Origin of the sequence: Chitiniphilus shinanonensis DSM 23277, from assembly GCF_000374805.1 — a bacterium.
GTDB classification, from domain to species: domain Bacteria; phylum Pseudomonadota; class Gammaproteobacteria; order Burkholderiales; family Chitinibacteraceae; genus Chitiniphilus; species Chitiniphilus shinanonensis.
Genome location: NZ_KB895347.1, coordinates 1 through 25,867 on the forward strand (window position 1 = coordinate 1; position 25,867 = coordinate 25,867).

Below are 25,867 nucleotides of genomic sequence, written 5' to 3' on the forward strand. Positions count from 1 at the left end.
GGCATCAATTACGACCACGAATTCGGCATCGACTACACCTTGCGCTGGGCGGGCGATGCAAAAGGCGAGGCGATCGGCAGCGGCAGCGTCGGGCCCTTCGAGGACAGCGGGCAGAACTGCTGCATCAGCCTGCCCAGGCAGTGGCATCCGGGGCTCAAGTTGAAGGTGGAATGGGTGGCATTGGACCTGTCCACCCGCAAGAGCGACGAATGGAAGACCGAGAACCTGCAAACGGAACTGGCGGTGCCGGAATACACGGTGCCGGGCGATCTCTACGTGTTGTTTTATCCGGGCAAGCAGGTGGAAATCCTGGTGTCGGCGCACGAGCCGGGAACGCCGGGTTGGCTGGGGCGGGAGAAGCTGGGGCCGTTGGAGGCTTGCGTGGCGAGGCATGGGGAAAAGGAATGTATGAAGAGCTTTCCGAAGTATCCAAGGGATTCATATGAGGCTCGTGCTCAACGATTTAGAGAGTCATGCACTGAGGAACGGCTTGCAGAGTCCTCTAACCCCGAAGGTAATAGGCTGGCCTGCCAGGAATTTGTAAAAATGTGCAAAGAAAAATGGGCAATAAAAGAAAAAAAAATGTGTGAATTGAACTTTAAGGAAGAGGAATGAGTGCGCGATTTTCCGAAAAGTGCAAGTCTAATCCTCTTTTGTTGGAAACAAATGAGAGATTGATCCTTGAAGCAAACCTTGATGAGCCCCCTTGCCACACCTGCGAAGAAGACATCTACCTAGGCTTCTTTTTCGACGGCACCAACAACAACAAGTATCGCGATACCGGTGGCAGCAGCCATTCCAACGTGGCGCGGCTGTATGAGGTCTATGCCGGCGAGCCGACGGTGCGGCAGCTCGGCATTGTCAGGGGCGCGCCCCAGCCCGACGAAAATCCTGCATGGCCGCGGGAACCGGCCAGTGATAGGAAAAATTATCGCAAGACCTACATCCCCGGCGTCGGCACGCCGTTCAGGGAGCTGGGCGATACAGGCATCAACGGTGTCGTGGCCGAAAACGGCCAGCAGCGCGACGTGTCGGATCGCAAATGGGGCCTTGCCGCCTCCAAGCATGGCGAGGCGCGGATCTGCTGGGCCTTGTTGCAGGTGATCAATCATCTGCACAGCATCCTCGGCACGCCCGACCCCAAGCGCTGGGAAAACGACGCCAGGCTGGTTCGGGACATCGCCGATTCCAACAATAGTCAAGAGGCCCGCAGGCAGGTACTGAGGCAGCGCGCCGCCGAACTGCTCCAGGCGATCAACCGGAAACAGCCGCTCAACCGCCGCACGCCGAAGATCCGCCGCATCCGGGTGTCGATCTTCGGCTTCTCGCGCGGCGCGGCCAAGGCACGGGTGTTCCTGAACTGGCTGCTCGAAGCCTACGGCGGCGGCATCGCCGGCATGCCGCTGAAGGTGGATTTCGTCGGGGTGTTCGATACCGTGGCGTCGGTCGGTGTGGCCAACTGGGGGCCGGCGCTGGGCATGGACGGCCACTACAGCTGGGCCACCATCCGGAACATGGCGATTCCCGACGGCATCCGTTGCGTGCATCTGGTGGCCGCGCACGAGGTACGCGGATCGTTCCCGCTGGATTCGATCGGCGGCGGCAGCCTGCGCAAGGAGGTGGTCTACCCCGGCGTGCACTCGGACGTGGGCGGCGGCTATCCGCCGAAGGACCAGGGGCGGGCGGTGGGGGGCGACCACGAGAAGCTGTCGCAGCTCACGCTGGCGCAGATGTACCGCGAGGCGCTGATCGCCGGGGTGCCGCTGCTGCTGCCCGACGAATTCAACACCGCCGCGCGGCGGAACAACTTCAAGGTCGCCCCTTCGACCATCGCCGCCGTCAACGCCTACATCGACGCCACGCCGCTCGATGCCCGGCAGTTTCCGCCGACCACGCCGCCGAGCAAGGTGGACCGCAATACGCTGTATCCGGTCGAGCGCCAGCCCCGTGCCTCGCTGGCCCAGCTCATGCATCACCATCAGGGGGTCTACCTGAGGTGGCGTTATGCGATGCTGGGCAGGATCCATCAACTGCCCAACCTGACCGGCACGGCCACGGTGTCGCGCGATCAGGATGTCGAGGATTTCCGGATGACCGATGCGCAATTGAGAAAGGAAGTCGAATTTCTCAATTCGAAGAAGACCTGGGCGGACTACGCATCGCTGGTCAGCGCCGGCGGGATGCTCCGGCAGGGCGGTGAAGCCGCACTCACCAACCAGAAGCGCACGGAATGGGCGCAGGGCATCAAGCAGCAATGGGAAGCCGGCGCCACGCAAAGAGCACCGGCCGCCGCCGATCACCTGTTCACCCACCTGATGCACGATTCGCGCTCCTGGTTCAAGCCGTTCAGCGTGGACGACGCGGACTGGTTTCCGCCCGGCGACGGACAGCGCAGGGAGCGCGACCGGCGCATCGCCGCGCACCAGCGCGACCTGGAGCAATACCGGCGGCAGAAGGCGGCCGCCAGTGCGCCGCCGGTGCCGGGCATCAAGCCGGTGCCGGCGCCGCTGCCGGGCATCCCCAGGCCCGACTGGGATGCGGCGATCCGGCGCGAGCAGGCCGCCATCGAGGGCCTGAGGAACGGCAGCACGCCGGTGCTGATCCCGAAAGGCCAGAACCTCGACAAGGGCCTGGCGGTGGAAAGCGGGCACGAGCCCTGGTTCATGTTCGGCTACCTGCGGCGGCGGGCGGTGTTCTACGGCGAGGGCGCGATCAGGAACGTGACCGCCGAGGAAAGCCAGCAGGACCAGATCGCCGAGATCGAGGAGAACGGCAGGCAGGCGCGCGCGCGGATGCGCGAAAACGAGACCCGCCGCTACGAGCACATGCGCCAGCAGCAGGAGCAGGGCATGGCGCGGGTCAGGCAGCGCTATATGGATCGGCAGATATCCGATGTCGAATACGCCGACTACATGAAGGTATCGCAGTCGCGGATGCAGGAGGCGAAGGTGGACTATGAGCGCACCATGGAGGCCCTCAGCCGCTGATCCGGGCGGCCGCGCCGCACGCTGGCGGGCTCGATGTCGTTGGCGCTGTCGCGGTGGCGGGGAACACGAAAAAGGGAGGCATCCGCCTCCCTTTTTCATGCCGTCCGCGCCGGTGTCAGAAGCGGTACTTGCCGGTGACGGTGTAGCTGCGTTCCTCGCCCAGCTGGTAGTTGCCGTAGGTGCGGCTGGCGAAGTATTCCTTGTCGAACAGGTTGTTCACGTTGAAGGCCACGCTCCACGGGCCGCGCTGCCAGCGCACCGCCAGGTCGGCCAGGGTGTAGCCGCCTTCGCGCGAAGTGTTCTCGGCGTCGTCCCAGCGTTCGCCGACGTAGCGCAGGCCGCCGCCCAGGCCGACGGCGCCGATCCCGGTGGGCACGGTGTAGTCCAGCCACAGCGCGGCCTGCTGGCGCGGCACCTGCATGGGGGTCTTGCCCACTTCGTAGGAGTAGCTGCTTTCCAGCACTTCGGCGTCGGTGAAGGTGTACGAGACGATGCCCTTGAGCCGCGGCGTGAGCTGCGCCTTGCCTTCCAGCTCGACGCCGCGCGAGCGGATCTTGCCGGTCTGCTTGGCGGTCCAGCTGTCGGCGTCGTCGTAGGTGACCACGTCGCGCTTGGTCAGCGAGTACACCGCGCCGGTGACCATCCAGTTGGCGCCGTTGGGTTGGATCTTGACCCCGGCCTCGATCTGCTCGGCGCGCGACGGATCGAACAGCGTGCCGTATTCGTCGATGAAGTTGGGCAGGAACGACTGGGCGTAGCTGATGTAGGGCGCGACGCCGTTGGGCGCCAGATAGGTCAGGCCCAGGCGGCCGGTGAAGGCCGAATCGGACTGGCTGGCGGAGTTGTTGCCCAGGTGGTCGTCGTAGTCGAGCTTCACCTTGTCCCAGCGCCCGCCGGCGGTCAGCAGCCACTGCTCGTTGAAGCGGATCTGATCCTGGGCGTAGAAGCCCAGCTGGCGGATGGTGCGGGTGCCGTCGGCGGCCACCTGGTCGGGCTCGGGGATGGATTGGCGGTAGATCGGGTCGAGAATGTCCAGGCTGGGCGTGTTGTTGCTGTAGCTGGACACGGCGTCGCCGGACATGTGATCCCAGTCGAAGCCGAACAGCAGGGTGTGGATCACCGGGCCGGTCTGCACGTGGCCCTGCACGTTGGTGTCGATGGTCCACTGGTCGAGGTCTTCGTCCTCGTGCCAGGCGGTGCGCAGCAGGGTGCGGCCGTCGCTGTCCAGGCTGGACTTGATGTGGTGCTTGTCGGCGTCGCGGTTGGCGTAGCGCAGGTTCTGGCGGAACTGCCACGCCTCGTTGAAGTCGTGCTCGAACTGGTAGCCGAAGGTGGCCGAGTTGATCTTGATTTGGCTGTAGTCCGGATCGCCTTCCTTGACGTGGGTGAGGCCGCCGTCCGGGCCGGTGATGTAGTTGATGTCGTCCGACGCATCGTTGCGCAGCACTTCGGCCAGCAGCGTGATCGAGGTGTCGGGCGAGACATCCCAGCGCAGCGACGGCGCCAGGTACAGGCGCTTCTGATAGGTGTCGTCGCCGTTCGGGTATTCCTCCTGGCTGTTGCTGTCCAGGCCCAGGGCGACGATGCGGTAGAGCACGCTGTTGTCGGCGGTCAGCGCGCCGCCGAAGTCCGCGGCGATCTGCCTGCGCTCGAAGCTGCCCAGCTGTACCTCCACCTCGCGCGGGGCGTCCAGGCTGGGGGTCTTGCTGACGCGGTTGACCACGCCGCCGGCGTCGCCGCGGCCGAACATCACCGACGCCGGGCCGCGCAGCACTTCGACGCGTTCCAGGCCGTACACCTCGGTGATCGGTTCCACGTAACCCAGGCCGGATTGGCGCAGGCCGTCGCGGAAGCTGCTGGTGGATTGCGCGTTGAAGCCGCGGATCAGCAGCCAGTCGTAGCCACGGATGTCGTAGCCCCAGTTGCTGACGGTGACGCCGGGGGTGTAGCGGATGGCTTCCAGCAGCGTGGTCGCGCCGCGGTCCTCGATCTCGTCGCGGCCCACCACCGAGATCGATTGCGGGGTTTCGATCAGCGGAGTGTCGGTCTTGGTGGCGGTGGCGCTGCGCCTGGCCACGTAGCCCTGCACCGGGCCGGTGGGCGATTCGGCCGGCGCGGTCACGGTGACGGTGGGCAGGGTGACCTCGGCGGTATCCGGCGCGGCGGTGGCCAGCGTCGGGGCGAGTACCAGCGGGGCCAGGCGTACCGCGCGGGCGAGCGGCTTCAGGCGGAGCAGTCGGAAGGGGCGAGCAGGATGGGTCATGGTCGGGTCAACGCGGGCTGGGAAAGATCGGTCGGTGCTGGCGCGGCCGGCAACACGACGCCCCGGGGTGCGCCGTGGCGCACGCTCCGGGGCGTGGAGGGCCACCGGCTGGCAAGCGGGAATCAGAATCGGTGCGGCTGACAAAACCCTTCTGGCGGTGTCGCGCGGGGGTATCGGGCCCCACTGGTCGCGTTACGCGTACGGCCTGCGTTCGCGCTTCTTGCCGGGGACCGCTTCGTCGGGCTTTATCAGGCTTATCTTGTTAATGGGAATTGTTCTCATTTTGAAGGAAAAATGCGCACTACGCCAGCATGTTGTACGGCCGCTCGTTGAAAGTCTGACTTTGCATTGACGCCGGCCCCAAAAGCGCATCGCAGATTTCGCCGCTGCGCACCGAGGTCAGCGACAGCAGGGTGTCGCTCAGGCCGTGGCTGGATTCGCACGCGCCTTGCAGGAACACCTTGGGCCTGAAGCCGTCGCGGGTCTTCAGCCGGTAGTCGCGCTTGATGTCGAAATCGCACAGGTGCGGCGCCAGCGCGCCGAGCAGGTCGCGGTGCCGGGTGCGCTCGTAGCCGGTGGCCAGCACCACCGCGTCGTAGCGCACGCTGTGCTCCAGCCCGCCGTTCAGGTCGAGCAGCGCCAGGTGCACGCCGTCGGCGCGGGCCTGCGCGTCGGCCACCTGGTGGCGGCGCAGGAAGCGGTGGCGCGGGCGGCCGCTGACGCGCTGGCGGTAGAACACCTGGAAGATCTGCTCGATCAGGTCCAGATCGGGGCACGCGTAGTTGGTGTGCCAGAACTCGCGCAGCAGCTCGTCGCGCTCGTGCTGGGCGCGGCCGTATACGTGGTCGACGAAATCGGCGTCGAAGATCTGGTTGGAGAACGGGCTGTCGTCGGCCGGCTTGATCGCCCGCGCGCGCATGATCAGGTCCACCTGGGTGTGCGGATTGCGGCCGTGCAGGTCCATGAAGATCTCGGCGGCGCTCTGGCCGGCGCCGATCACCGCGATGCGGCGGGCCTCGGCGTTGGCGGCGATGTCGCGCAGGTAGCCGCTGGAATGCAGCACCCGGCTGTCGCCGCGCAGCGGCAGGAAGGTGTCGGGAATGCGCGCGGTGCCGCCCAGCCCCAGCACCAGGTTGCGCGTCAGCCGTTCGCGCACCTCGCCGTGGCGCTCGCGCGAGCGCACCCGCAGCAGCGCCACCTCGCCGCCGCGCGTCTCCGGCAGCACCTCGATCACTTCCTCGCCATACGCGCATTGCTCGTCGAACTGCGCCGCGGCCCACGACAGGTAGTCGTTGAACTCGTGGCGGCTGGGGAAGAAGGTCTTCAGGTTGATGAAATCCGGCAGGCGCGACTTCTGGTGCAGGTAGTTGACGAAGGTGAAGCGGCTGGTGGGGTTGCGCAGCGTGACCAGGTCCTTGAGGAAGGAGATCTGCATGTGCGCGTGTTCCAGCAGCATGTCCTGGTGCCAGGCGAAGGCGGGCTGCTTTTCCAGGAACAACGCGTTGAGCGGCTGCCCGGCCTGGCGCCGCTCCTCCAGCGCGATGGCCAGCGCGAGGTTGGACGGGCCGAAGCCGATACCGATCAGGTCGTGGACGAACATCACATGCTCCTTGCGGAAGGAAGGGGGGCGTCGCGGCGGGGCCACCACAGCGCATCGGTGAAATAGCGTTCGCGCAGCAGCGTCACCAGCAGCGCGCGCTTGTGCGGGAAATCGAATTCCTTGACCTTGGCGTAGCCCGAGCGGTCCAGGTTGCGGATCTGCTGGGCATGGTCGTTGCGCGGCTCGCCGACGATGCGCTGGGTGCGCGCGTCGTCCAGGAACAGGTAATGCGAGATCGAGGTCAGCCACGCCACCGCCACGGCCTTGCCGCGATACGCCGGCTCGCCCACCAGCACGTGCCAGCCGCGGTCGTAGTCGGCGGCGTCGCAGAACGGCGCGATGCGGTTCTCCTTGGCCCAGTACGCCTCGAAGTAGGCGAACGGCTCGCCGTCCAGGCTGGCGATCATCGGATAGATGTGCGGATTGGCCGCCAGCTCCGCCAGATAGCGGCGGTGCTGGGCCAGGTCGCCTTGCTCCTGCCAGATCTGCGCCACCGCCGGGTCGTTCATCCAGCGGTTGAACATCGCCAGGTCGGCGTCGGGATCGAGCGCGCGGAAGGAAAAGGTGCGCCCCAGCCACGGGATGAAGCGCTGGTACAGCGCCCCGGCTGGCTTGGGACGGCGGCGCGGATGGCGCTGGCCGTGGCTGAGCACGTATTGCTGCGCCATCGCCGGCCGGGCCTGCGGCAGCCACAGCGCCGGCTGTTGCCACAGCAGCTCGCGCTGCGCCAGCCAGGTGCCCGGCGCGTCGTCGAGCAGCACACCGCTGTCGCGCAGCGCCGCCGGCGCGGTCAGGCCGGCCACGCGGCACGCGGCATGGCGCGGGTGGAAGCTGAACGCCGCCTCCAGCGCCGCCAGCAGCAGCGGCGCCAGCGCGGCGTCGTCGCGTGGCGGGCCTTGCCAGCGCAGCACCAGCCCGGCGCCGTCCTCGGCCAGCGCGCAGCGCCCCAGCTCGTCGCCGGCGGCGTCGCTCAGCCGCAGCGACGCGCCGTCGCGCAGCACCCTGACCGGCGTGCCGTGCGGATAGGCGGTGAAGGTATCCAGGTCGTGCCAGTCCAGCGGGTCATCGATCGGGGGGGCGTCGGCGGGGTGCATGCGGGTTCCTTGTCGCAGTGGACGAAGCGCCGGCCGGCCGGGGCGAAGAGGGCCAACGGACGGGGGCCGGCAGCGCCGGAGCGGCGCGTGTCGTTCATGTCCAGGCAAGACGGCGCGCCCGATGTTTTGTTTAGGCGCGGCCAGCAAAACCCTCCTGGCGGCGTCGCGCGGGGGCGCTGAGCCTTACTTGCCGTCCTACACGTACTGTCTGCGTTTCGAGCTTCTTGCCGGGACCGCTGCGCCGGGTTTTGTTGGCCGCTCCTGGGCGCGGCCGTGGCAACGGCCCGCCTTCGGGGACGGTGGGACAGGCGTGGGTAAACAATCCGGCGACCAATCCGTCTGGGAGGGGATGAGCGCCGCCCCGGCCGCCGTGCGCGGACGGTGGCGGCCATCCCCGCCCACCTGGATTTGCTTGGATATGTCGAAGACAAAACTCGTCTACATCTGGTCCTTGCGCAACGCCGCCGCCGACCAGGCCGGACGGCACATCGCGTACAAGGGCGAACAGCGCTACATGCAGTCGCCGCTGGAACACCTGGCCCATCTGCTGAACGACACCTGGCTTGGCGACGTGTACACCCTGGCCGGCGTGATCCACGACGACGACGAACACCTGCCGCGCGACCGCGAGCGTCTGGGCGATTACGGCTTCAGCCCCCGTCCCGGCGCGCCGTGGTTCTACCCGGCCGGGCTGACGGTGCAGGGGCGACCGCTGGAAACGCTGCGCCACGCCGTGCCGTCCAGCTATCGCCGCCACCCGCCGGGCGCGCCCGAGCGCGGGCCGGGCAAGCACGATTTCGAGCGCCGGCTGCACGACCGGCTGGTGGCGCTGGGCGCCGAGCTGGTGGTGCTGGACGGCCTGCTGATCATCCTCGACGAACTGGTGCGGCCGGGCGCCGACTTCGCCCGCCGCATCGTCAACATCCATCCCGGCATCACCCGGCCCGATTCGCCGTTCCAGCGTCGCGGCGCCTACGCCACGCTGGACGCACTGTACGGCGCGCGCGGCCTGCGGGTGGACGACTGGGCCACGCTGCGCACCGTGCCCGCGCCGCGCATCCCGATGACCGGCGCGTCGTTCCATTACGTGGACAACGGCATCGACTCCGGCGAAGTGATCGTCGACGTGCTCGACACCCATATCGACCCGGCCGACACCATCCTCGAACTGCGCTGGAACAACTTCAACCGCAGCCTGTTCCCCGCGCTGGCGCAGGGCCTGGCGCACCTGGTCGGCGCCGGCCTGACCCGCGCATCCGACACCCCGAACCCGCTCGAACCCGCCGAGTTGCTGCCATGACCCGACATCCCTTCGCCAGCGTCGCGCTGGCCGCGCTGACCATGGCCGGCGCGCTGCACGCCGCGCCCGCCGTCACCGCCCAGGCGGTGGAGATCCGCCGCACCACCGACGGCATTCCCCACCTGCGCGCCGCCAACTGGCACGCGCTGGGGCGCGGCGTCGGCTATGTGCAGGCCGAGGACGCGCTGTGCACCCTGGCCGAAGCCTTCGTCACCTACGAAGGCCGCCGCAGCTGGTTCTTCGGCGCCGACGGCCGCCCCGAGCGCCTGTCCACCTTCGGCCGCCCGACCAACCTGGAACTGGATTTCTTCTGGCGCGGCTTCGCCGACGACGCCGTGCTCCAGGCGTACCGCAGCACCCAGCCGGCGGAACTGAACCAGCTGATCGAAGGCTACGCCGCCGGCTACAACCGTTACCTGGCCGACGCGCGTCGCGCCGGCAACGGCCCGCGCGCCTGTCTGGACCAGCCGTGGGTGCGCGAGATCAGCGCCGCCGACATTTACCGCCGCATGTATTCGGCGCAACTGGCGGCCGGCCTGGCGCGCTTCATCCCCGAGATCGTCAACGCCCGCCCGGCCGCCGCGCCGGCGCAGGCCGACGGCGGCGACGCGCTGCGTCACAAGCTGTCGATGCGCGTGGGCGACGAACCGGGGCTGGGCAGCAACGCGCTGGCGCTGGGCGGCCAGGCCACCGCCGGCCACGGCGCGGTGCTGTTCGGCAACCCGCACTGGTACTGGGGCGGGCCGGACCGCTTCTACCAGATGCACCTCAGCATCCCCGGCAAGCTCAACGTCGCCGGCGTGGCGTTCCTCGGCATCCCGGTGGTGATGATCGGCTTCAACGAGCACGTCGCCTGGAGCCACACCGTGTCGGCGGCGCGCCGCTTCGGCCTGTTCGACCTGACCCTGGCCGACACGCCCGAGCGCTACCGGGTGGGCGACCGCGTCGAGCCGATGCGCGCCGTGCCGGTCAGCGTGCCGGTGCATCGGGCCGACGGCAGCGCCGGCAGCGAAACGCGGGTGCTGCATCGCACCCGCTACGGCCCGGTGATCGACCTGGGCGGCCACCACCCGGCCTTCGGCTGGAGCGCGCACAAGACGCTGGCGATCCGCGACGTGAACGCCGACAACTTCCGCATCTTCCGCAACTTCTTCTACTGGAACCAGGCGCGCTCGCTGGACGACTTCATCGCCATCCAGCGCCGCGAAGGCGCCGTGCCCTGGGTGAACACGGTGGCCATCGGCCGCAACGATGCCCGGGTGTGGTACGGCGACGTCGGCAACGCGCCCAACGTGCCGGACGCGCTGCGCGCGCGCTGCGGCACCGCGCTGGGCCAGGCATTCGCCACCGTGGACCCGCTGACCCCGGTGCTGGACGGCAGCCGCGCCGACTGCAACTGGCTGGACGAAGCGGGCGCCGCGCAAGCCGGCGCCATGCCCACCGCCCGCCTGCCCGGCCTGCTGCGCACCGACTACGTGGCCAACATGAACGACAGCTACTGGCTGGCCAACGCCGCCCAGCCGCTGGAGGGCTTTCCCGCCGTGCTCGGCGGCGAGCGCCAGCCGCTGTCGCTGCGCACCCGGCTCGGCCACGCCATCGCCCGATCCTTCGTCGCCAGGCCGGAAAGCGCCACCCCGGCGCTGCTGCGCCGGCTGGAACGGCAGGCGCTGGATGCGCAGGCGTATTCGGCGACGCTGTTCAAGGACGACGCGCTGCGCGGCGCCTGCACCCAGCCGGTGGTGACGCTGCGCGCCGAACCGGTGCGGGTGGCGGCGCAGGGCGACACGATCACGCCGCCCGCGCCGCACCAGGTCGAGGTCGCCCCGGCCTGCCGCGTGCTGCGCGCCTGGGACAACGCCGGCAGCGCCGACGCCCGCGGCGCGCTGCTGTGGGAGGCGTTCTGGGAGCGGGTGGAGCAGACCCCCGAGGCCGAGCGCTATCGCGTGCCGTTCGCCAGCGACACCCCGCTGACCACGCCCAGCGGCCTCAAGCTGAGCGAGGACGCGCTGCAACAGGCGTTGGCCGGCGCGGTCGAGGCGCTGGCGGCGCAGGGCATCGCGCCCGACGAAGCGCTGGGCGCGCGTCGCTTCGTCGCCAGCGGCGGCGACAGGCTGCCGCTGTACGGCGGCTGCCACGTCACCGGCTACTTCACCGTGACCTGCGGCCTGGCGGACGACGGCCACGTCGGCCCCGACGCGGTGGCCAACAGCTATCTGCAAGTGGTGCGTTTCGCCCGCGACGGCGTCGAGGCCCACACCCTGCTGGCGCACGGCCAGGACGAAGACGCCGTGCGCGGCGGCGCCGGCAGCGCCCCGGTGCGACGCTACGCCGCCAAGGACTGGCTGCGCTTCCCGTTCACCGAAGCGGCGATCCGGCGCGATGCCAACTTTAGCCGCAAGGTGCTGGCACCTTGAAATGAAGCCCGGCGAGTACCCCGACCGGGGCGCGGCCGGGTTCCCACCATGCCGCTCGCCAGGACCGCCAGGGCTCGCCACGAGCGTAGCGAGGCCCCCTCGCGGCGGCGAGGGCGGGGGGAGTGGGATCGATCAGGAAGGGCCGGTACCCGTGCGCCACCGCGATTGAGTCCCCGGCTTTGCCGGGGGCATGCGGGCGCTGGTTGATCGCAGCAGGTCAACGAGTCTGAAGGCCCGCCAAGGGACATGCTCCGCAGTAGCCCTCGCCGGGCAGCAGGTAATAGAGGCAGCACTGGCGATGCAGGGTGAACGGCGCGGGGCCGCCGTTGGGGCAGGGCACGCTGCGCTGGCGGGCGTGCATCGGGTTGCGGGCGCCGTCGGGCCACATCGGCTGCGCCAGCAGCAGCGCACGATCGGCCAGCAGCTGGGGCAGCGGCCCGATCTGCCCCAGCGCCTGGTCGAGGATGCCTTCCAGATAGCGCGCGGCGCTGCCCCAGGCGATCTTGCGCGGCAGGCGCGCCCGAGCGGCCAGCGCGTCGAACAGGGGGGCCAGGTGCCGGTGCAGCAGCGGGCCGTAGCGCGTCAGCGTCTCGCTGCCGGGCAGGGCGTGACCCTCATGCGGCAGATAGAACGTCAGCGGCGTGCCGTCGGCGTCGCAGCGCAGCGACACCTCGTCCGGCGCCAGCGGAAAACAGTGCTGCAACACGCTGGCGGCCGCCGCCGCGCCCGGCAGCAGCGCCCACAGGTAATCCATGGCCCAGGCCGACGCCACCGCGCGCCGATCCGGCCCGACGACGCCGCGCCGCCGGGCCTGGCGCGCCAGGATGTCGTCCAGCAGATCGCCGTCGTCCAGCAAGCGGGCCAGCGGGATCGCATCGGCGGGCGGCGGGGCGCAGACCAGCGGTTCGGCATAGGCGGCCCAGTCGCCGCGGAACAGCGGTTGCAGCAGCGGAATCATGCGTGGTGCCCGGCGGGGCGCGGGAGGGAGTCGGCCATGTCCTGCCAGACGGATTGGGGCACGTGGTGTTTAGGGCGCTGGAAGGGTTTTGTCCACCACGCAAAGAGCGGTCCTGGCAAGAAGCGCGAAACGCAGACAGTACGTGTAGTACGGCAAGTTTCAGCTCGGCGCCCCCGCGCGACGCCGCCAGGAGGGTTTTGTCAGCCGCGCTAAACGGCGCGGGCCGTTGCTCGTCTTCATCAGGGTCGCCCATCGTTCCAAGGTCCCGCCCGTGCTCGCCTACCTGCTTCGCCAAGCCCGTTCCTCCCTGATCGCCGCCACGCTGGCCAGCGTGGTCGCCGGGGTGTGCAGCGTGTTGCTCGTCACCCAGATCAACGCCGCGCTCACCGCGCCCGACCAGGCGGCGCGCGCGGCGCTGGCGTGGCGCTTTGCCGCCATCGCCGTGGCCGCCGCGCTGGCGCACACGATCTCCGCCGTGCTGTTCGAGCGGCTGAGCATCCAGGCGCATGCCCGCCTGCGGCGCTTCATCGCCGACAAGACCATCGCCGCCTCGTTCCGCCAGCTGGAGGAGATCGGCGGGCCGCGCGTGCATTCGGCGCTGTCGGAGCACAGCGCCAGCGTGGCGTCGTTCTTCGTCAACATCCCGGTGATCCTGGTCAACGCCATCATCGTGCTCGGCGGGCTGGCCTACCTGGCGTGGCTGTCGTGGCCGGTGTTCCTGGTGGCGGTGGGAGTGATCGGCCTGGGCTCGCTGGGCTACCACCTGGCGCACCTCAAGGCGATCCGCCACCTGGACGTGGCCGCCCGCGAGCAGGACCACCTGTTCGGGCACTTCCGCTCGCTGGTGGACGGCGCCAAGGAGCTGCGGCTGCACGCGGCCAAGCGCGCGCGCTTCGGCGACGAGGTGCTGGGCGCGTCGATCGACGTGGTGCGGCGCGAGCGCGAGCGCGGCATGTCGGTCTTCCTGGCCGCGTCGGGCTGGGGCAGCTTCCTGATCTACGCCTTCATCGGGCTGGTGCTGTTCTCGCTGGTGGGCGACGCGCCGGACAGCGCGCGGGTGATGACCGGCTTCGCGCTGATCTTCATCTACCTGATGGCGCCGCTGGAAGGGCTGCTGCTCAGCCTGCCGCGCGCCAACCTGGCGCGGGTGTCGGCGCGACGCATCGAGGAGATCACCCGCGCGCTGACCGCGGCCGAGGAGGCCCCCGCCGCCGGCGCCGCGCCGCGCTTCGAGCGCCTGGCGCTGCGCGGCGTGGCCCACCGCTACTTCCACGAAGGCATGGACGACCTGTTCACCCTGGGGCCGGTGGACCTGTCGTTCGCGCCGGGCGAACTGGTGTTCCTGGTGGGCGGCAACGGCAGCGGCAAGACCACGCTGGCCAAGCTGCTGGTGGGCCTGTACGCGCCGGAGCACGGCGAGATACTGCTCGACGGCGCACCGGTGGATGACCGCGACCGCTATCGCCAGAGCTTCTCCGCCATCTTCTCGGATTTCCACCTGTTCGACCGCCTGCTGGACGCGGCGTCGGCCGACCTGGACCAGCGCGGCAACCGCCTGCTGGAACGGCTGCACCTGCATCACAAGGTGCGGGTGCGCGACGGCGCCTTCACCACCCGCGCGCTGTCGCAGGGCCAGCGCAAGCGGCTGGCGCTGGTGGTGGCGTACCTGGAGGATCGCCCGTTCCTGGTGTTCGACGAATGGGCCGCCGACCAGGACCCGCTGTTCAAGGACGTGTTCTACCGCGAGCTGTTGCCGGCGCTGAAGGCGCAGGGCAAGACGGTGCTGGTGATCTCGCACGACGACCGCTACTTCGATCTGGCCGACCGGCTGATCCGCATGGAAAGCGGCCAGGTGACCGCGGTGGAACAGCGCGCGGCCGAAGCGGCGGTCGGGCGCGAGGCGGCGATCCCGCAATAGCCGAGGGTCGCGGAGCGGGGCCGGAAAGGCCCGGTCCATCCGCCGGCGCGCATGGCCCGCGCCGGCTCATCGAAATCGATTCAGTGCCAGAGCGCGGCGCCGAGCAGCGCCAGCGCCGCGCCGCCGCAGGCCAGCCAGCCCAGCGGCGCCACGCGGCGCGGGCGGTAGCTCAGCAGCAGCACCAGCGCCACCGCGCTGGCGGTCAGCATGCCCACCCACGTCACCACGCCCTGCGGGCCGCCGGTCACGGCCAGCGCGAACGAGGCGGCCAGCAGCAGCCAGCCCGCGCCGCGCAGCCATTGCGCGCGTCGCGGCGAGGGCGCGCGGCCGAACACCTCGCGATGGTGGCCGTCCATGCCCAGGCACAGCGCGCTGAACGCGGCATAGCTGGCGAAGAGCGCGGCCAGCGGCATCATGGGGTGTCCTCCAGCAGACGGGTGCCGGCGCGCGGCGTGTCGCGCGGGGCGATGGCGGGGCGACCGGCCGTGCGGCGGAACTTGTAGCCGGCCCAGCCCAGCGCGGCGGCGGCGGCCAGCGCGGTCAGCTCGAAACCGGCCTCGACCCAGCGGCCATGCAGCAGCGCGCCGGGCAACCAGTGGCCGGTGGTCAATGCGCTGACCAGCGGCAGCAGCGCGAACAGCGCCGCGCCCAGCCACAGCTGCACCGGCCAGGCGGCGCGCGCCGGACGCAGCGCGGCGTGCACGGCGGCCAGCGCCCACGCGCCGAAGAAGCACAGCACCTCGGCCTGCGCCCGTTGCGGCTGCGCCAGCGGCAGCAGCCGGTTGCCCCAGAAGAAGGCGGCGATGGCGAGCGGCAGGCCGGCGATGGCGGCCACGTTCAGCGCCTCGACCACGCGGGTGCCGACGCCGACGCGGCCGGCCTTGGCGTCGCGCTGGCGCCGCTTCACCGTCCACAGCACCAGCCCGCTGGCGATCATCAGACTGCCGGCGATCCCGCACAGGAAATACAGCCAGCGCAGCCCGCTGTCGGCAAAGCGCGCGGTGTGCAGGCCATACACCACGTCGTGGGTCAGCGCGGCGGCGCGCGGTGCGTCCATCACCTGCAACAGCCTGCCGTTGGTGCCGTCGAACACCGCCATGGCGCCGACAATGCGCAATTGCGCGGTGTCGGTCTGGAGCACGCTCACCCGCGCATTGGCGTCGCCCGGCGCACCGACCACCACCACCCCGATGTCGCCGTCGCCCCAGTGCCGGCGCGCGGCGTCGGCCAGCGGCCCCAGCGGCTGCAACGGCCGGGCGATGCCGGCCGGCGCCAGCACCGGGGGCTCGCCGCCGCGCTCGGCGTAGAAGGCGGCGCTGTCCTGACCGTAACGGGCGTCGAGCGCGGCCGGCATGGTCAGCGCCATCAGCGTGATTACGCCGCTGTAGGTGATCACCAGGTGGAACGGCAGCGCCAGCACGCCCAAGGCGTTGTGCGCATCCAGCCAGGCGCGCTGCGCGGCTTTTTTCGGGCGGAAGGTGAAGAAATCCTTGAAGAAGCGGCGATGGGTGACGATGCCGCTGACCAGCACCACCAGCATCGCCATCCCGGCCAGGCTGGCCAGCCAGCGGCCCCACGGGTACGGCATCTGCAATTCGAAATGGAAGCGGTAGAAGAACTCGCCGCCCAGCGTGTCGCGCTGCGCCACCGGCTGGCGGGTGTTGGGATCAAGCCGCGCATCGTGCCAGTTGCCATCGCGCCCGGCCCAGTACAGCGCCAGCGCGCCGTCGCGCGCGGTGGGCAGGCGGATGAACCAGCGCGCCGCGTCGGCCGCGTGGCCTCGCAGATACTGCTCGGCGGCGTCGAGCGCGCGGCCCTGATCCACCGGCGCGATCACGGCGTCCGGCCGCATCCACTGGGTGATCTCGGGCCGGAACACCGCCAGCGTGCCGGTGACGAATATGGCGAACAGCAGCCAGCCGGCGACCAGCCCGGCCCAGTTGTGCAGCCACGCCATACGCTGCCGGAAACCGCCTTTCACCGCACCGCCCCCAGCGCCGCCAGCCCGCCCAGCAGCGCCGTGCCCAGCACCAGCCCCACCCAGGCATGCCAGGCGCGCCGCACGCAGAACACCCACAGCGCCGCGCCGCCGTACACCAGGAACGACAGCAACGTCGCCGTCAGCACCGCCTCGCTGCGCGCCAGCGGCAACCAACGCCCGGCGCAGGCGGCGAAGGCATAGGCCAGCGCATAGCCGCCGACAATGGCGGCCACGGCGCGCGACGCCACGCCGAGACGATACGAATGCGCCACCGTGGAGGGCGCGGAGGTCGGACTTGGGCCGGGCATGGGGGATGGGAGGCAAGCTAAACAAGAATGATTCTTGATATTGCCGTGAGTTGGGGTGGGGAGGCAAGCGGGGGAGGGGGCGACAGTACCCCCGGCGTTGCGGCTGCTGAGCGAGCCGATGTTCCAGATGCATGCGCCGATGGCGGGGAGCCGCTGTGGCCAGACCTGGCGATGGGACGTAACCTTGCGGATGTCGGGCTTGCTGAACGCGGGAAGGCTGGATGCGAACCAGGAGAAGTGCCGGGCTGCGCGGATTGCCGGGCGATGAAGCGTTTGACGCAGGTCGATGCCCTACCCGCATCTGGGCACGACACGGATGAAGAGCTTGGCTGGGGACTGGGATTGATGGCGGGCCATTAAGGATAAATTTGGGCAACGGAGTTTCGAGCTGTCAATAACCGATATTTTCTATAAAACTCAAAGAAATAGGAGGTTTTAAAGGGTGATGATATAGCGTGAAACTCACACGTGCAGATTCGAGTGGAACGGGTTGTACGTGCCGAGGTCTTCCACCTAGCCTCGGCCGGGGCCAGGACTTCACCCACATTGAACACGTCGGCGCTAGAACGAACGCCTGCTTGAGCAATTAGCTACGAATTTTCCGCAGCGAAGCGAAGACAGCTGCATTAGCTGGATGCATTTGTTGGATTTACTCTTTTAGGATATGGACAATCCTGCAAGCTAGAATCCAGCAATCGATAGCCAGCTCTGGAAAATGTCTGGAGTTAATTTGTGCGCCCGTATCTGGATATCCTCTCTGGTGTAGAAAGATTCTTCAGTTCGGTTTTGCCATTCGATTGAACTGCCCGGCGAGCCTTCAAATACCACCCCAACCACACTTGGTGGCGCATCGGCAAAGTGACAGTAGACTGCACCGCCGCTCATTCCACTAAAGTAGTATGAGTTCTCCTGTTCTAATGACGAAGCCATTAGGAAGGACACATCGTTTGGTCCGATAGGTCTTGTCAACTCTGCTGTCACACTAATGAGAGGGGCTTGCACAAGACCCTCACTCTCAGTCTTGTGTTCGGTTGGATATCCAAAAGCCACCGGGCACTTAAGGTCAGCCCAAGTTGGTTCAATCCACGAGTCCAAATCAATTGCAATCTTCCCTTTTGCTTCCATGTTAATTGAAGCAAAAGCCGCATCGAGTCTTACTATTGCTATATCTGGCAGACTGGGGTCAGATAATCGGAGCGAGCGAAACAGGCTTTTGTAACCGGATTGGTCGAAAAAGCCAAATTGATAAATAACCCGCTGTAGGCCGTGAACAGTTAACCATTTTGGTGGATTCGAAGAGAACTGATAGTCATAAATATGCGCACACGTCACACCGTAAAGGCCACCTCTGTAGCTTATATAGGTAATCGTGCCATTCGCTTTTTCGATTGTGTGTCCACCGCTCATCCATGGCGGGGACAAAAATAATGGCTCTGAGTGCGTGCCTGCGATTTTATGCAACATTTCTAGGGAAAATGGTGTATCCATTGCGATTAAGGCACCAGAGCAAAGGCGGCATTTTCAAGTGTATCAAGAGCATGATGTAAAACAACCTTACCCGCCCATTGCTGTGTTACTAGAAACCTGCCTGGAGTAACGCCCTTTCTTTGATTTGTGGTAAGGGAGAATGGGGGGGCGGATATGAGCTTGATGAAGCTGTCCCAAGCCTTGTCGCTCTTGTGGGCAACAGAATTTCGCAGGCGCTTGAACATTGCCAACTCATTCACGACAGTAGATAGAAGGGCGGTGCTTTGTAGCGGAGCACCTGGTGGCAACGGGGGGGGGGGCGAGAACCGATGACCAGGTGCGAGAAAAGCATTCGCTCTCTGAGCAATACGGTTGAAATCAGACCAGTCGTAGAAACTATTAGGGTGGTCTATATGCGAAAGCATCGATTCGGCCAGCCGAAGAGGAGCATTTTTTGTGCGGAAGCTCTTCACGTCCTTTTTAAGCAAACTGCCCGTTTGGGTTGCCAAATCCGTAATCAGCAGAACTTGGCAAAGCTCTTCCCAATGAGTAACTGCGCTGAGGAATAACCCTTCGGCTATTTTATGGACATCAGGGGCAGACAGAGGCTTCGTTGGCCCAGAGTTAGCAATGACTTTTGATGCCGCTGAGCGGATATGAGCTATGGATTTTACAAATTCATCGCGATGGTCAATTGCGGATTTCATCGAAGGAAGCCTAAGTTTGTTTTAGGTGGACAAATTTGACGCACAACATCAGTTAGGCAGCGAAACATACCGGTGTGTACCAAGCTTTTAGGTCGATGCCTTCTTTCGTCTCGGTTTTGTTGGGCCACTGCGTGTGGTGTCGCTGCTATCGAAGGCCAAACTCTGTTGCTTAGGTGTGCTATCTCCTTCCAATAGGTGGCGAGCTCGGTTTGCAAGCACCACAAATTGAGACAGAGCAGCTTGCAAGTCCATTTCACGAACACGGTCGTTTGAACGCCCAGCTTCTAACTCTGGGGAAGAACCGGCGACTAAGCGAAATTGACATGCTGCACCGGGAATGACTTCGATTGAGATGACCCGGGGTAATAGCTTCGGGAGCGAATTGAAGGTAACTGTCCCGTCGAACATCTTAGCCATCCATGAATATTCAATCCAACACAGGTCAAAACCAGTAGATTCCGACCAATCGAAGCGCGGCCGCACCTGTCGCTCAATACCCTTGGCTGCCTTGGACCAGTTTGCGTCCCAAGTGGATGGGCCCGCTAGTCCGGCGATTAGTCCGTACCAAGCAAGCGAGGCGGGGAATCGCTTGCTAACGCGATGCAGCAGGAATTCATGCGATGTACTCCGCCCGACTAAAAATGCGGCGGCCGCAAGCAATACGGAAGGTAATCCGCTGTCGGCACCATGGGCTTCTGCATTTGTTAGTTCAGTCGAAAGGCGTTGAAACGCAAGAACTCGCTCCTCAATAGAATCGCTTGATAACCCTGGAATGTTCCGTAGCTTCAACGGAGTCGGGGAATGGGGTACGCTAAAGGAGTCGTGCATAAACCTCGACGCAGCGTCGAGAACCAAGTTAGCGGTTTCTTCGGCTGAGACTGATTTTCCAAATTGCCCGCTCGCCATTGCCCATATAGGCATCAAATCGCTTACGGTGACCGGGCGTCGCACGAAGCGTCTGTCCGCTTCGACTTGTCGTAGCCTGTCAGCACAAGTCTTGGTTGCCTCGTCCCGCCCATATGTAAATACAGCCCGCGCAATTGCCATTGAGAAACACGCGCCGGCACGCGATAACGGAAGGGAAGCTAGTTCGACGTCGGCTTCTCCCTGAGCCAAGGCCTCACCCAAAATGACCGAGGACCAAACGTCTTCGCGCGCATCGTACAAGAAGCCTTGCATCCTGCCTTGTATCCTGCTGAAACTCATCCAGTCTTGACTAGACACTACCCGAGTATATTGGCTCAGTGGTGCCGTCTCTGGAGCGTATGTTCTAAGCCAGGAAAGCGTTTCGATAGCTGATTCACTCTCTAGCACTAATAGCGCTGGGGGGTTGTATTCATCTCTCAATCTTGAATCAGAATATCCAACAGCGACAACAGAGCCTTTCAACTCGTAAGGCTCAAGAAAATATTTAGCCGGGCTGTCTAAAGGGTTGTATCTGCCCATAAGCGCCTCTGGAAGAATATCCCGTGGGAATATTTGCCAGCGAATATTGTTTTCATTCATTGCGCATCACCTGGCAGTAAATCTTCAAGGTCAAAATGCTTCGGCTCGGAGAATGCATTTTCTAGTGGTTTATTTGTATTACCAGAACGAAATGCGTTCAGTGCGGTTTTTGCTCGTGTTATGGCTGTGTAACTAAGTCGTCGACGATTAAAGGGAAAGTCGGCAAGTTCTTCGACAGCATACATATGAACCGCCCGGAACTCCGTGCCTTTGGCACCATGAATCGTTAAGATGTGAATTGGTTTATCACCCATAAAAGTCGAATCAGCGTCCACTCCGTGAACGGCTACCTTTTCTGCTAGGTCTGTCGCATTGAATCGTTCGCGCAATTCAATTCGAGTATTTGTTTTCCCGCAAAAAATCCCGATAGTATCACCTGCAAAAGCATCAAGCTGAATACGAATCATCTCAAGCATTTTCTCAAATTGTTCGTTCCTATCCGCTAGGATATGCATTTTTGCGCTAGATTCGCCTTGTTCTTTTGGGTTGTAGTTTGATGTTGCTTCAAGACTGTTAGTACCTTCTTCGGGCGGCATCAATCTGTCAGCGACACGAGCAATGCGCTGACCAATTCGGAAATGACGCTTTAGAACATGTTGCTGCAAACCTAATTTTTCAGCGACCAAAAGACCATCCCGACGGTATATCCCTTGTCGGCTATCACCACATATGCAAATGTTGTCGCTTAGAGTAAGGAGTGCCTCAAGTTCCTCAGAAGTTAAGTCTTGAGCTTCGTCTACAAATATCGCACTATAAAGTTTTGGAGCAGGGAGTTGTAGATTGGCTTCCTTTACCAATTCCAGCACTTCAGTGCGCGCTTGGTCGTCAAAATCATTATCCTTGTCCAATGCTGGTCGACCTAAATGCTGGAAAATATGGTCTAATGCCCAAGAGTGATAGGTTTTTACTTGAGTAGGTGATATTAGACCGGCGGCACTGATTCCTGTGCGAATGAAATCGGCGAGTGCACGAGTATAGGTAATGATAAGAACATTTTTCTCACCTGTACCTGCTAGAAACTCGGCACGAAGCAACAAGAGATTTGTCTTGCCCGAGCCAGGCGGTCCAATCAGAGAGTACTTTCCGTGCGGGGGAAGCTTGATGAATGTTTTTTGGTCTTCATCTAACTCTTTTACTGACCTAAACCAACCTTTTTTCATTTTTTGTCCTTTGGGGTTTAAGCAATCAAGTCGATGTCGTGAAGCATGCCCGCATCCTCAGCGCTCTCAAGTCGGTCAAGCGCGGACGCAACCGTTTGTGCGACGGCACCAGCAGTCACTGCGGCCCACTCCGCTTCATTTTCCCCGATGGATACTACGGCAACTGCATGCGTACCATCATGGGGCCTGTCCGAAGCTTGCCCGGTAAGAATGAGCTTCGCCCGAAGCGATACGCTCACGGTCCTATCATATAGCTGCTGCTGCCAGTCGAAATGTAGCTTACAATCAACTGTCCATTCGGCATTTACGGCCAGCAGTATCTGGGCTGCCTGAACCTCTCCTGGCGCAGATGGGCGAAGTGTGAGGGGCATATCTGTCCTGCATACCTGTAAGAGTTCGGTTCGAACCATTTCACAAAAGCGCCGAAAAAATTCGCTTCTGTCGAATTCAAGCCGGGACTCGCTGGCTGCACTCATTTGACCGCCGACATTTACCTTTCCCTTTGCAAGTCTGGCTCGCAAAGTCGAAAGGGGGTCCTTAGCATCTCCCAAGTTAAAGTCCTCCCAACCCACCAACTGGAGCCGGAGTTCTAAATCCTTTACAAGACAACGGGCAGCGAGCGACTTAAGGTTTGCCAAGCGGGATGGAGTACCGTCGGTAAATACGGGAACTTTTGTGAGAACAGCTCGCGCAACAAGCCATCTATTTTCCAAGCCCATTTCATATTGGAATATAGGCTGTTTTGCTATGAGGTCATGCAAGACCGCGCCAAGCTGATAGAAGTTCAAGCCCTTCCAGAGTTTCGGCGAAGGGGCATCGAGCCGAAATAAGTATTCCGGTGAACTGTATTGCGCAGTAGCAAGAAACGGCCGGCTACTTCCATGGTCAGTTATAGCCCCATCCGGTGCGTCGCTCTGCTCTACCTCTCGCACAACACCAAGGTCGAGCAACTTGAGCCTCGTGAAATCCGCAGAAACGTGTATGTTTTCAGGCTTAATGTCGCGGTGAACTATCCCGAGCGAGTCCAGAAACTTAACCGCATCGACAAGCTGGGTGAACAAAGGAACAACCGCTTCATCAGGTACTGCGCTGAGCACCTCAGTGAGCGGCGGCCAGTCCAGATACTCCATTTCGACAAAGGCGGTACCCTCGGCCTCTACAACTTCGAACGTCTGGACTAGCGAGGGGCAGGAGTGCCCTATCAGCTTGCGTTGCAAATCTAAACGTTTTTGCTCGGCGGCTCCTGTAGGGCCGTCAAAGAACTTCGGATTGAAGCCTTTAAGCACGCGCGCCCCTCCGGGCGCAGGAACCAAAAACACTGCTGCGGAACCGCCTGATGTCAAGTATTTCGCTGGCCCGAATCCCGACTTGCCTTTGAGGTGCCGGTCAAGCCGTTCGGCTACGTCGGCGACAATTTTCTCATCGAGTGCTGGCATAAAATTTCCCCCATGAAGTCGTCAGCTTCTTCTATCGCCATGCCGGCCCCAAAGGTTAACCGCCCTGGGTTGCGTGGAGGCCATTTGGTCTAAGTCAGGCCGGCTCAGCCGCCTGACTGGCGAGTTGTCGTTGGTAGTGTGCCTCAGCCTTCGCCGACGGGATAGCCTTGTGGGTACCACCCAAAAAACTCACGCTCAGAGCAATGATTCCATCCGGACGCACTGGCCGCTGAATTTTTAGCAGCTTAGGCAGGTTTCGGCCCCATTTCTTTCCGTATCTTCGTCCAGAATCGCCCTCCCGCCGGCTCATGGCGCACCTTGAGGGGGACCGAATGCCATGATGCCTGCCTCCTTCAACCAGTACAGGCGCTTCAGGTTGTAGGTCGAGACCTTCAATTGCAAATGAAAGGCCGCTCTCCCGACTACACCCATCCCTGCCGCAAGATTCTCGGCTCAACGTGCCGTCAAGTCTGTCAAGCCCCGCGTGTTCAATCAGAAAGGCTCTAATTCTGAATTGCCCATTTGAGGAGGTCTTATGGGCTAACGGGCTCTTACTGAAATTTGAGTGAAATATCGATGAATGGTTGAGTGCTCGTTTTTTCTGACAAACGGCATCTTAATTTTATTTTTAGCCGGAGAATGAGTTAAGTATATATTATACCGCGTTTCATTTGTTTTGATTTTAATGGCGTGCGAATTTTCCGATTTCCATGTTATATATATCAAGTGGAAACGGTGTTCGTGCAAGTATTAGTTAAGTCAAGGCGATGGAAAATCAAAATTTTCCTAGTGAACTGATATAGCATCAAATAATGTATTCGAAAAAATGAATATTCTTGACGTTTTTGTCTCCATTCGTAAAATCGATTTATGATTATTGTCGCTCGGGGCTTGGCGACATGGGGAGTTTCTCCCGGTCGCCAGGTCCTTGACGTGGAGGCTGCCATGAAAATTTCTGAAAATCAGAAGTTGCCATTTATAGACTCGCTGGAACGGGAGGTTGGTGACCACACGTTGGCATCTCTTGTTAAGCCTCATCATGCTTTGAGTGATGTGAGTAGTGAGCAGGAAGCAGGGCGTCGAGCCGAAAAATTTGATGTGCGATTGTTCCTCGACAGTGCCCTTTCTGTTAGGTGCGAGTGCTATTTAAATGGGAATGCTTGGCTTCCACTGGAAATCAATCCGGGCCTTTGTTTTATTGTTCGGAGCACGCTTGAATAAATCGTGGCTGGAATGAACAAAAATAGCGGAGGCTGCCATGTGTAGTTCTAAAATTGTCGGCATCCAGAGATTGGTGGTCTTATACGCCCGTGTCTCGACTGAAAGGCAAGCTGTCAAAGACCTTTCGATTTCTGACCGGCTGAATCGAATGCGTGCATATTGCGAGATGCATGATTTGGCAATCACCAACGAATTTGTTGATGAAGGGCGTAGCACGACGGATGACAACCGACCTGAGTTTCAAAAAATGATGCAGGCCGTGGTTGGAGGAGATGAAAGAATACATGGAATCGTTGTCCACTCTTTTTCTAGGGATTTTAGAAACGTCACGGATTTGGCGTTATATCTTCGTATGCTTCGTGAAGTAGGTGCCCGGCTTATTTCTGTCACTCAGGAGGTTGACGATAGTCCAATTGGGAAGTTTGTTACTCTTTTTTATGGCTTGGTTGATGAGATGAATTCAGCTGAAAATTCCAAGCATGTAAAAAGGGCTCTCGCAGAAAATGCTCGCCGAGGATTTTTTAACGGAAGCAAACCTCCTTATGGGTACAAGGCTGTGGTAACTAAAGTTATAGGACGAACTGGCTATCGAAAGATGTTGGAAATCGACGGCGAGGAGGCGGCAATTGTTCGTGAAATCTATGACCTCTATGAAGGTCTGCAAACCGGCAGGCCAATGGGAATTAAAAAGATAGTCGAATTCCTTAATGCCAAATGTCTTCGCAGAGGACAGTTGTGGAGTGTTCCAAAAGTTTACCGAATTCTCAGTGACTCGGTTTACACCGGTTCGTATAACTTTGGAGCCAGATGAAAGTTGAAGATAATGGGCTCTGCAGTTGAGGATGATGAGGAGTTGCCATGAATAATGACAACGATGATACGTTTGTAACTATCGTGGTGCCGGTCATTATTGAAGTGGAAAGATTTCAACGTGTCGCACTTAGACGGACCGCGCGTGCGCCACGCAATACTCCCCCTCTGCACGTAACTCCAAAAACACTGCTAACTGGACTTTGCCATTGTGGCTACTGTAAATCCGCAATGTGTATTACCACCGGGAAAAGTGGGCGCTATCGATATTTGAAATGCAATAAACGAATTAGCGTATCGGGCTCAAGTTGCCCTAGCCGCAATGTGCCATATGAACGGTTTGAGAAAGCGATTCTCATGGCGATTACAGAGCGCGTTCTAACGGACAAGAGGATTCGGGCGATACTCGCAGATTGCCGAAACCATGCTGACAAACTCTCGGCCCAACAGGAGACGGAGCGGCATCAGGTTGCCGAGGCAAAATCACAAGTTGAACGAAAGCTCAACAGCCTCTACAAGCTTGTCGAAGACGAGAAGGTGAAAATCGATAGCAGTCTTGGGGTGCGCATCCAGGCTGGCAGGACGAACTGAAAGAGTTAACGGTAAGGCTGAATAGCATCAAAACACCTATTTCGCTTCCTGCCAAAATCTTGGATGAAATTGACGTAGGGGCGTTCCGGTTTGCCGCGATGGCTCTACTGGAAGCGCTAGGCAGCGAGGAAGCGAAGATGTTTATG

20 protein-coding genes are annotated in these 25,867 nt (G+C 62.7%); 8 read left to right on the top strand and 12 right to left on the bottom strand.

All coding sequences use genetic code 11. The features are described from left to right. Both C556_RS20355 and C556_RS20360 read left to right on the top strand, forming a co-directional pair. Window positions 1-615: DUF3304 domain-containing protein (locus C556_RS20355; RefSeq protein WP_040431166.1), on the top strand; the 615-nt coding region annotated here is incomplete at its 5' end. A gap of 59 nt (window positions 616-674) precedes the next feature. Next, window positions 675-2,987, top strand: coding sequence for a T6SS phospholipase effector Tle1-like catalytic domain-containing protein (locus C556_RS20360; RefSeq protein WP_018748709.1), 2,313 nt, complete (start codon window positions 675-677; stop codon window positions 2,985-2,987). A gap of 115 nt (window positions 2,988-3,102) precedes the next feature. Here C556_RS20360 and C556_RS0113090 read toward each other — a convergent pair whose 3' ends face one another. From C556_RS0113090 to C556_RS20365, 3 genes are all read right to left on the bottom strand, one after another. Further along, the gene (locus C556_RS0113090) at window positions 3,103-5,250 is read right to left on the bottom strand and encodes a TonB-dependent siderophore receptor (RefSeq protein ID WP_018748710.1); all 2,148 of its coding nucleotides are present in this window, start codon (window positions 5,248-5,250) and stop codon (window positions 3,103-3,105) included. Window positions 5,251-5,551: 301 nt separating this feature from the next. Further along, window positions 5,552-6,850: a lysine N(6)-hydroxylase/L-ornithine N(5)-oxygenase family protein gene (locus C556_RS0113095; RefSeq protein WP_018748711.1), complete on the bottom strand. Its 1,299-nt coding sequence runs from the start codon at window positions 6,848-6,850 to the stop codon at window positions 5,552-5,554. Continuing rightward, complete coding sequence (locus C556_RS20365; protein WP_018748712.1) at window positions 6,850-7,944, bottom strand: GNAT family N-acetyltransferase; 1,095 nt, start codon at window positions 7,942-7,944, stop codon at window positions 6,850-6,852. Before C556_RS20365 ends, C556_RS0113095 begins: the two co-directional genes overlap by 1 nt. A 418-nt stretch (window positions 7,945-8,362) precedes the next feature. Here C556_RS20365 and C556_RS20370 point away from each other — a divergent pair, with 418 nt between their 5' ends. Beyond that, window positions 8,363-9,244, top strand: coding sequence for a formyl transferase (locus C556_RS20370; protein ID WP_018748713.1), 882 nt, complete (start codon window positions 8,363-8,365; stop codon window positions 9,242-9,244). Next, on the top strand, window positions 9,241-11,658 hold the full coding sequence (locus C556_RS0113110; protein ID WP_018748714.1) for a penicillin acylase family protein: 2,418 nt from the start codon (window positions 9,241-9,243) through the stop codon (window positions 11,656-11,658). The genes C556_RS20370 and C556_RS0113110 overlap by 4 nt, the downstream gene beginning before the upstream one ends. 217 nt (window positions 11,659-11,875) lie before the next feature. On the opposite strand, the gene fhuF is transcribed toward C556_RS0113110, so the two are convergent. Further along, entirely contained in the window at window positions 11,876-12,616 is a 741-nt protein-coding gene (gene fhuF / locus C556_RS0113115; protein WP_018748715.1) for a siderophore-iron reductase FhuF, read from the bottom strand. Between the two features lie 271 nt (window positions 12,617-12,887). Here fhuF and C556_RS0113120 point away from each other — a divergent pair, with 271 nt between their 5' ends. Continuing rightward, entirely contained in the window at window positions 12,888-14,534 is a 1,647-nt protein-coding gene (locus C556_RS0113120; protein WP_040431174.1) for a cyclic peptide export ABC transporter, read from the top strand. An 80-nt stretch (window positions 14,535-14,614) separates the two neighbouring features. Here C556_RS0113120 and C556_RS0113125 read toward each other — a convergent pair whose 3' ends face one another. The 8 genes from C556_RS0113125 to C556_RS20375 all read right to left on the bottom strand — a co-directional run bounded on the left by C556_RS0113125 (window position 14,615) and on the right by C556_RS20375 (window position 23,099). Continuing rightward, window positions 14,615-14,950: a DUF3325 domain-containing protein gene (locus C556_RS0113125; protein ID WP_018748717.1), complete on the bottom strand. Its 336-nt coding sequence runs from the start codon at window positions 14,948-14,950 to the stop codon at window positions 14,615-14,617. Continuing rightward, the gene (locus C556_RS0113130) at window positions 14,947-16,491 is read right to left on the bottom strand and encodes a PepSY-associated TM helix domain-containing protein (protein WP_018748718.1); all 1,545 of its coding nucleotides are present in this window, start codon (window positions 16,489-16,491) and stop codon (window positions 14,947-14,949) included. Before C556_RS0113130 ends, C556_RS0113125 begins: the two co-directional genes overlap by 4 nt. A gap of 20 nt (window positions 16,492-16,511) precedes the next feature. Continuing rightward, the gene (locus C556_RS0113135) at window positions 16,512-16,823 is read right to left on the bottom strand and encodes a DUF3649 domain-containing protein (RefSeq protein WP_018748719.1); all 312 of its coding nucleotides are present in this window, start codon (window positions 16,821-16,823) and stop codon (window positions 16,512-16,514) included. A gap of 681 nt (window positions 16,824-17,504) precedes the next feature. Further along, window positions 17,505-18,311, bottom strand: a complete 807-nt coding sequence (locus C556_RS23065; protein ID WP_157236168.1) for a hypothetical protein — start codon at window positions 18,309-18,311, stop codon at window positions 17,505-17,507. A gap of 5 nt (window positions 18,312-18,316) precedes the next feature. Beyond that, complete coding sequence (locus C556_RS23070; protein WP_157236169.1) at window positions 18,317-18,997, bottom strand: hypothetical protein; 681 nt, start codon at window positions 18,995-18,997, stop codon at window positions 18,317-18,319. A gap of 87 nt (window positions 18,998-19,084) precedes the next feature. Continuing rightward, window positions 19,085-20,503: a hypothetical protein gene (locus tag C556_RS23075; protein ID WP_157236170.1), complete on the bottom strand. Its 1,419-nt coding sequence runs from the start codon at window positions 20,501-20,503 to the stop codon at window positions 19,085-19,087. Beyond that, window positions 20,500-21,663 (bottom strand): UvrD-helicase domain-containing protein, encoded by a 1,164-nt coding sequence (locus tag C556_RS22335; protein WP_083930588.1) that lies wholly within the window; start codon window positions 21,661-21,663, stop codon window positions 20,500-20,502. Before C556_RS22335 ends, C556_RS23075 begins: the two co-directional genes overlap by 4 nt. A 17-nt stretch (window positions 21,664-21,680) precedes the next feature. After that, window positions 21,681-23,099 carry a protein kinase domain-containing protein gene (locus C556_RS20375; protein WP_040431167.1) on the bottom strand — a complete coding sequence of 473 codons (1,419 nt, stop codon included), beginning with the start codon at window positions 23,097-23,099 and terminating at the stop codon, window positions 21,681-21,683. Window positions 23,100-24,044: 945 nt separating this feature from the next. On the opposite strand from C556_RS20375, the gene C556_RS23080 reads away from it, so the two are divergent. Genes C556_RS23080 through C556_RS22345 form a run of 3 tightly spaced genes read left to right on the top strand, consistent with a single transcriptional unit; the run spans window position 24,045 to window position 25,721 of the window. Then, window positions 24,045-24,320: a hypothetical protein gene (locus C556_RS23080; RefSeq protein WP_157236171.1), complete on the top strand. Its 276-nt coding sequence runs from the start codon at window positions 24,045-24,047 to the stop codon at window positions 24,318-24,320. A gap of 37 nt (window positions 24,321-24,357) precedes the next feature. Then, entirely contained in the window at window positions 24,358-25,131 is a 774-nt protein-coding gene (locus C556_RS22340) for a recombinase family protein (protein WP_083930589.1), read from the top strand. A 47-nt stretch (window positions 25,132-25,178) separates the two neighbouring features. Beyond that, window positions 25,179-25,721 (top strand): recombinase zinc ribbon domain-containing protein, encoded by a 543-nt coding sequence (locus C556_RS22345; protein WP_083930590.1) that lies wholly within the window; start codon window positions 25,179-25,181, stop codon window positions 25,719-25,721. The last annotated feature ends 146 nt before the right edge of the window (window positions 25,722-25,867 follow it).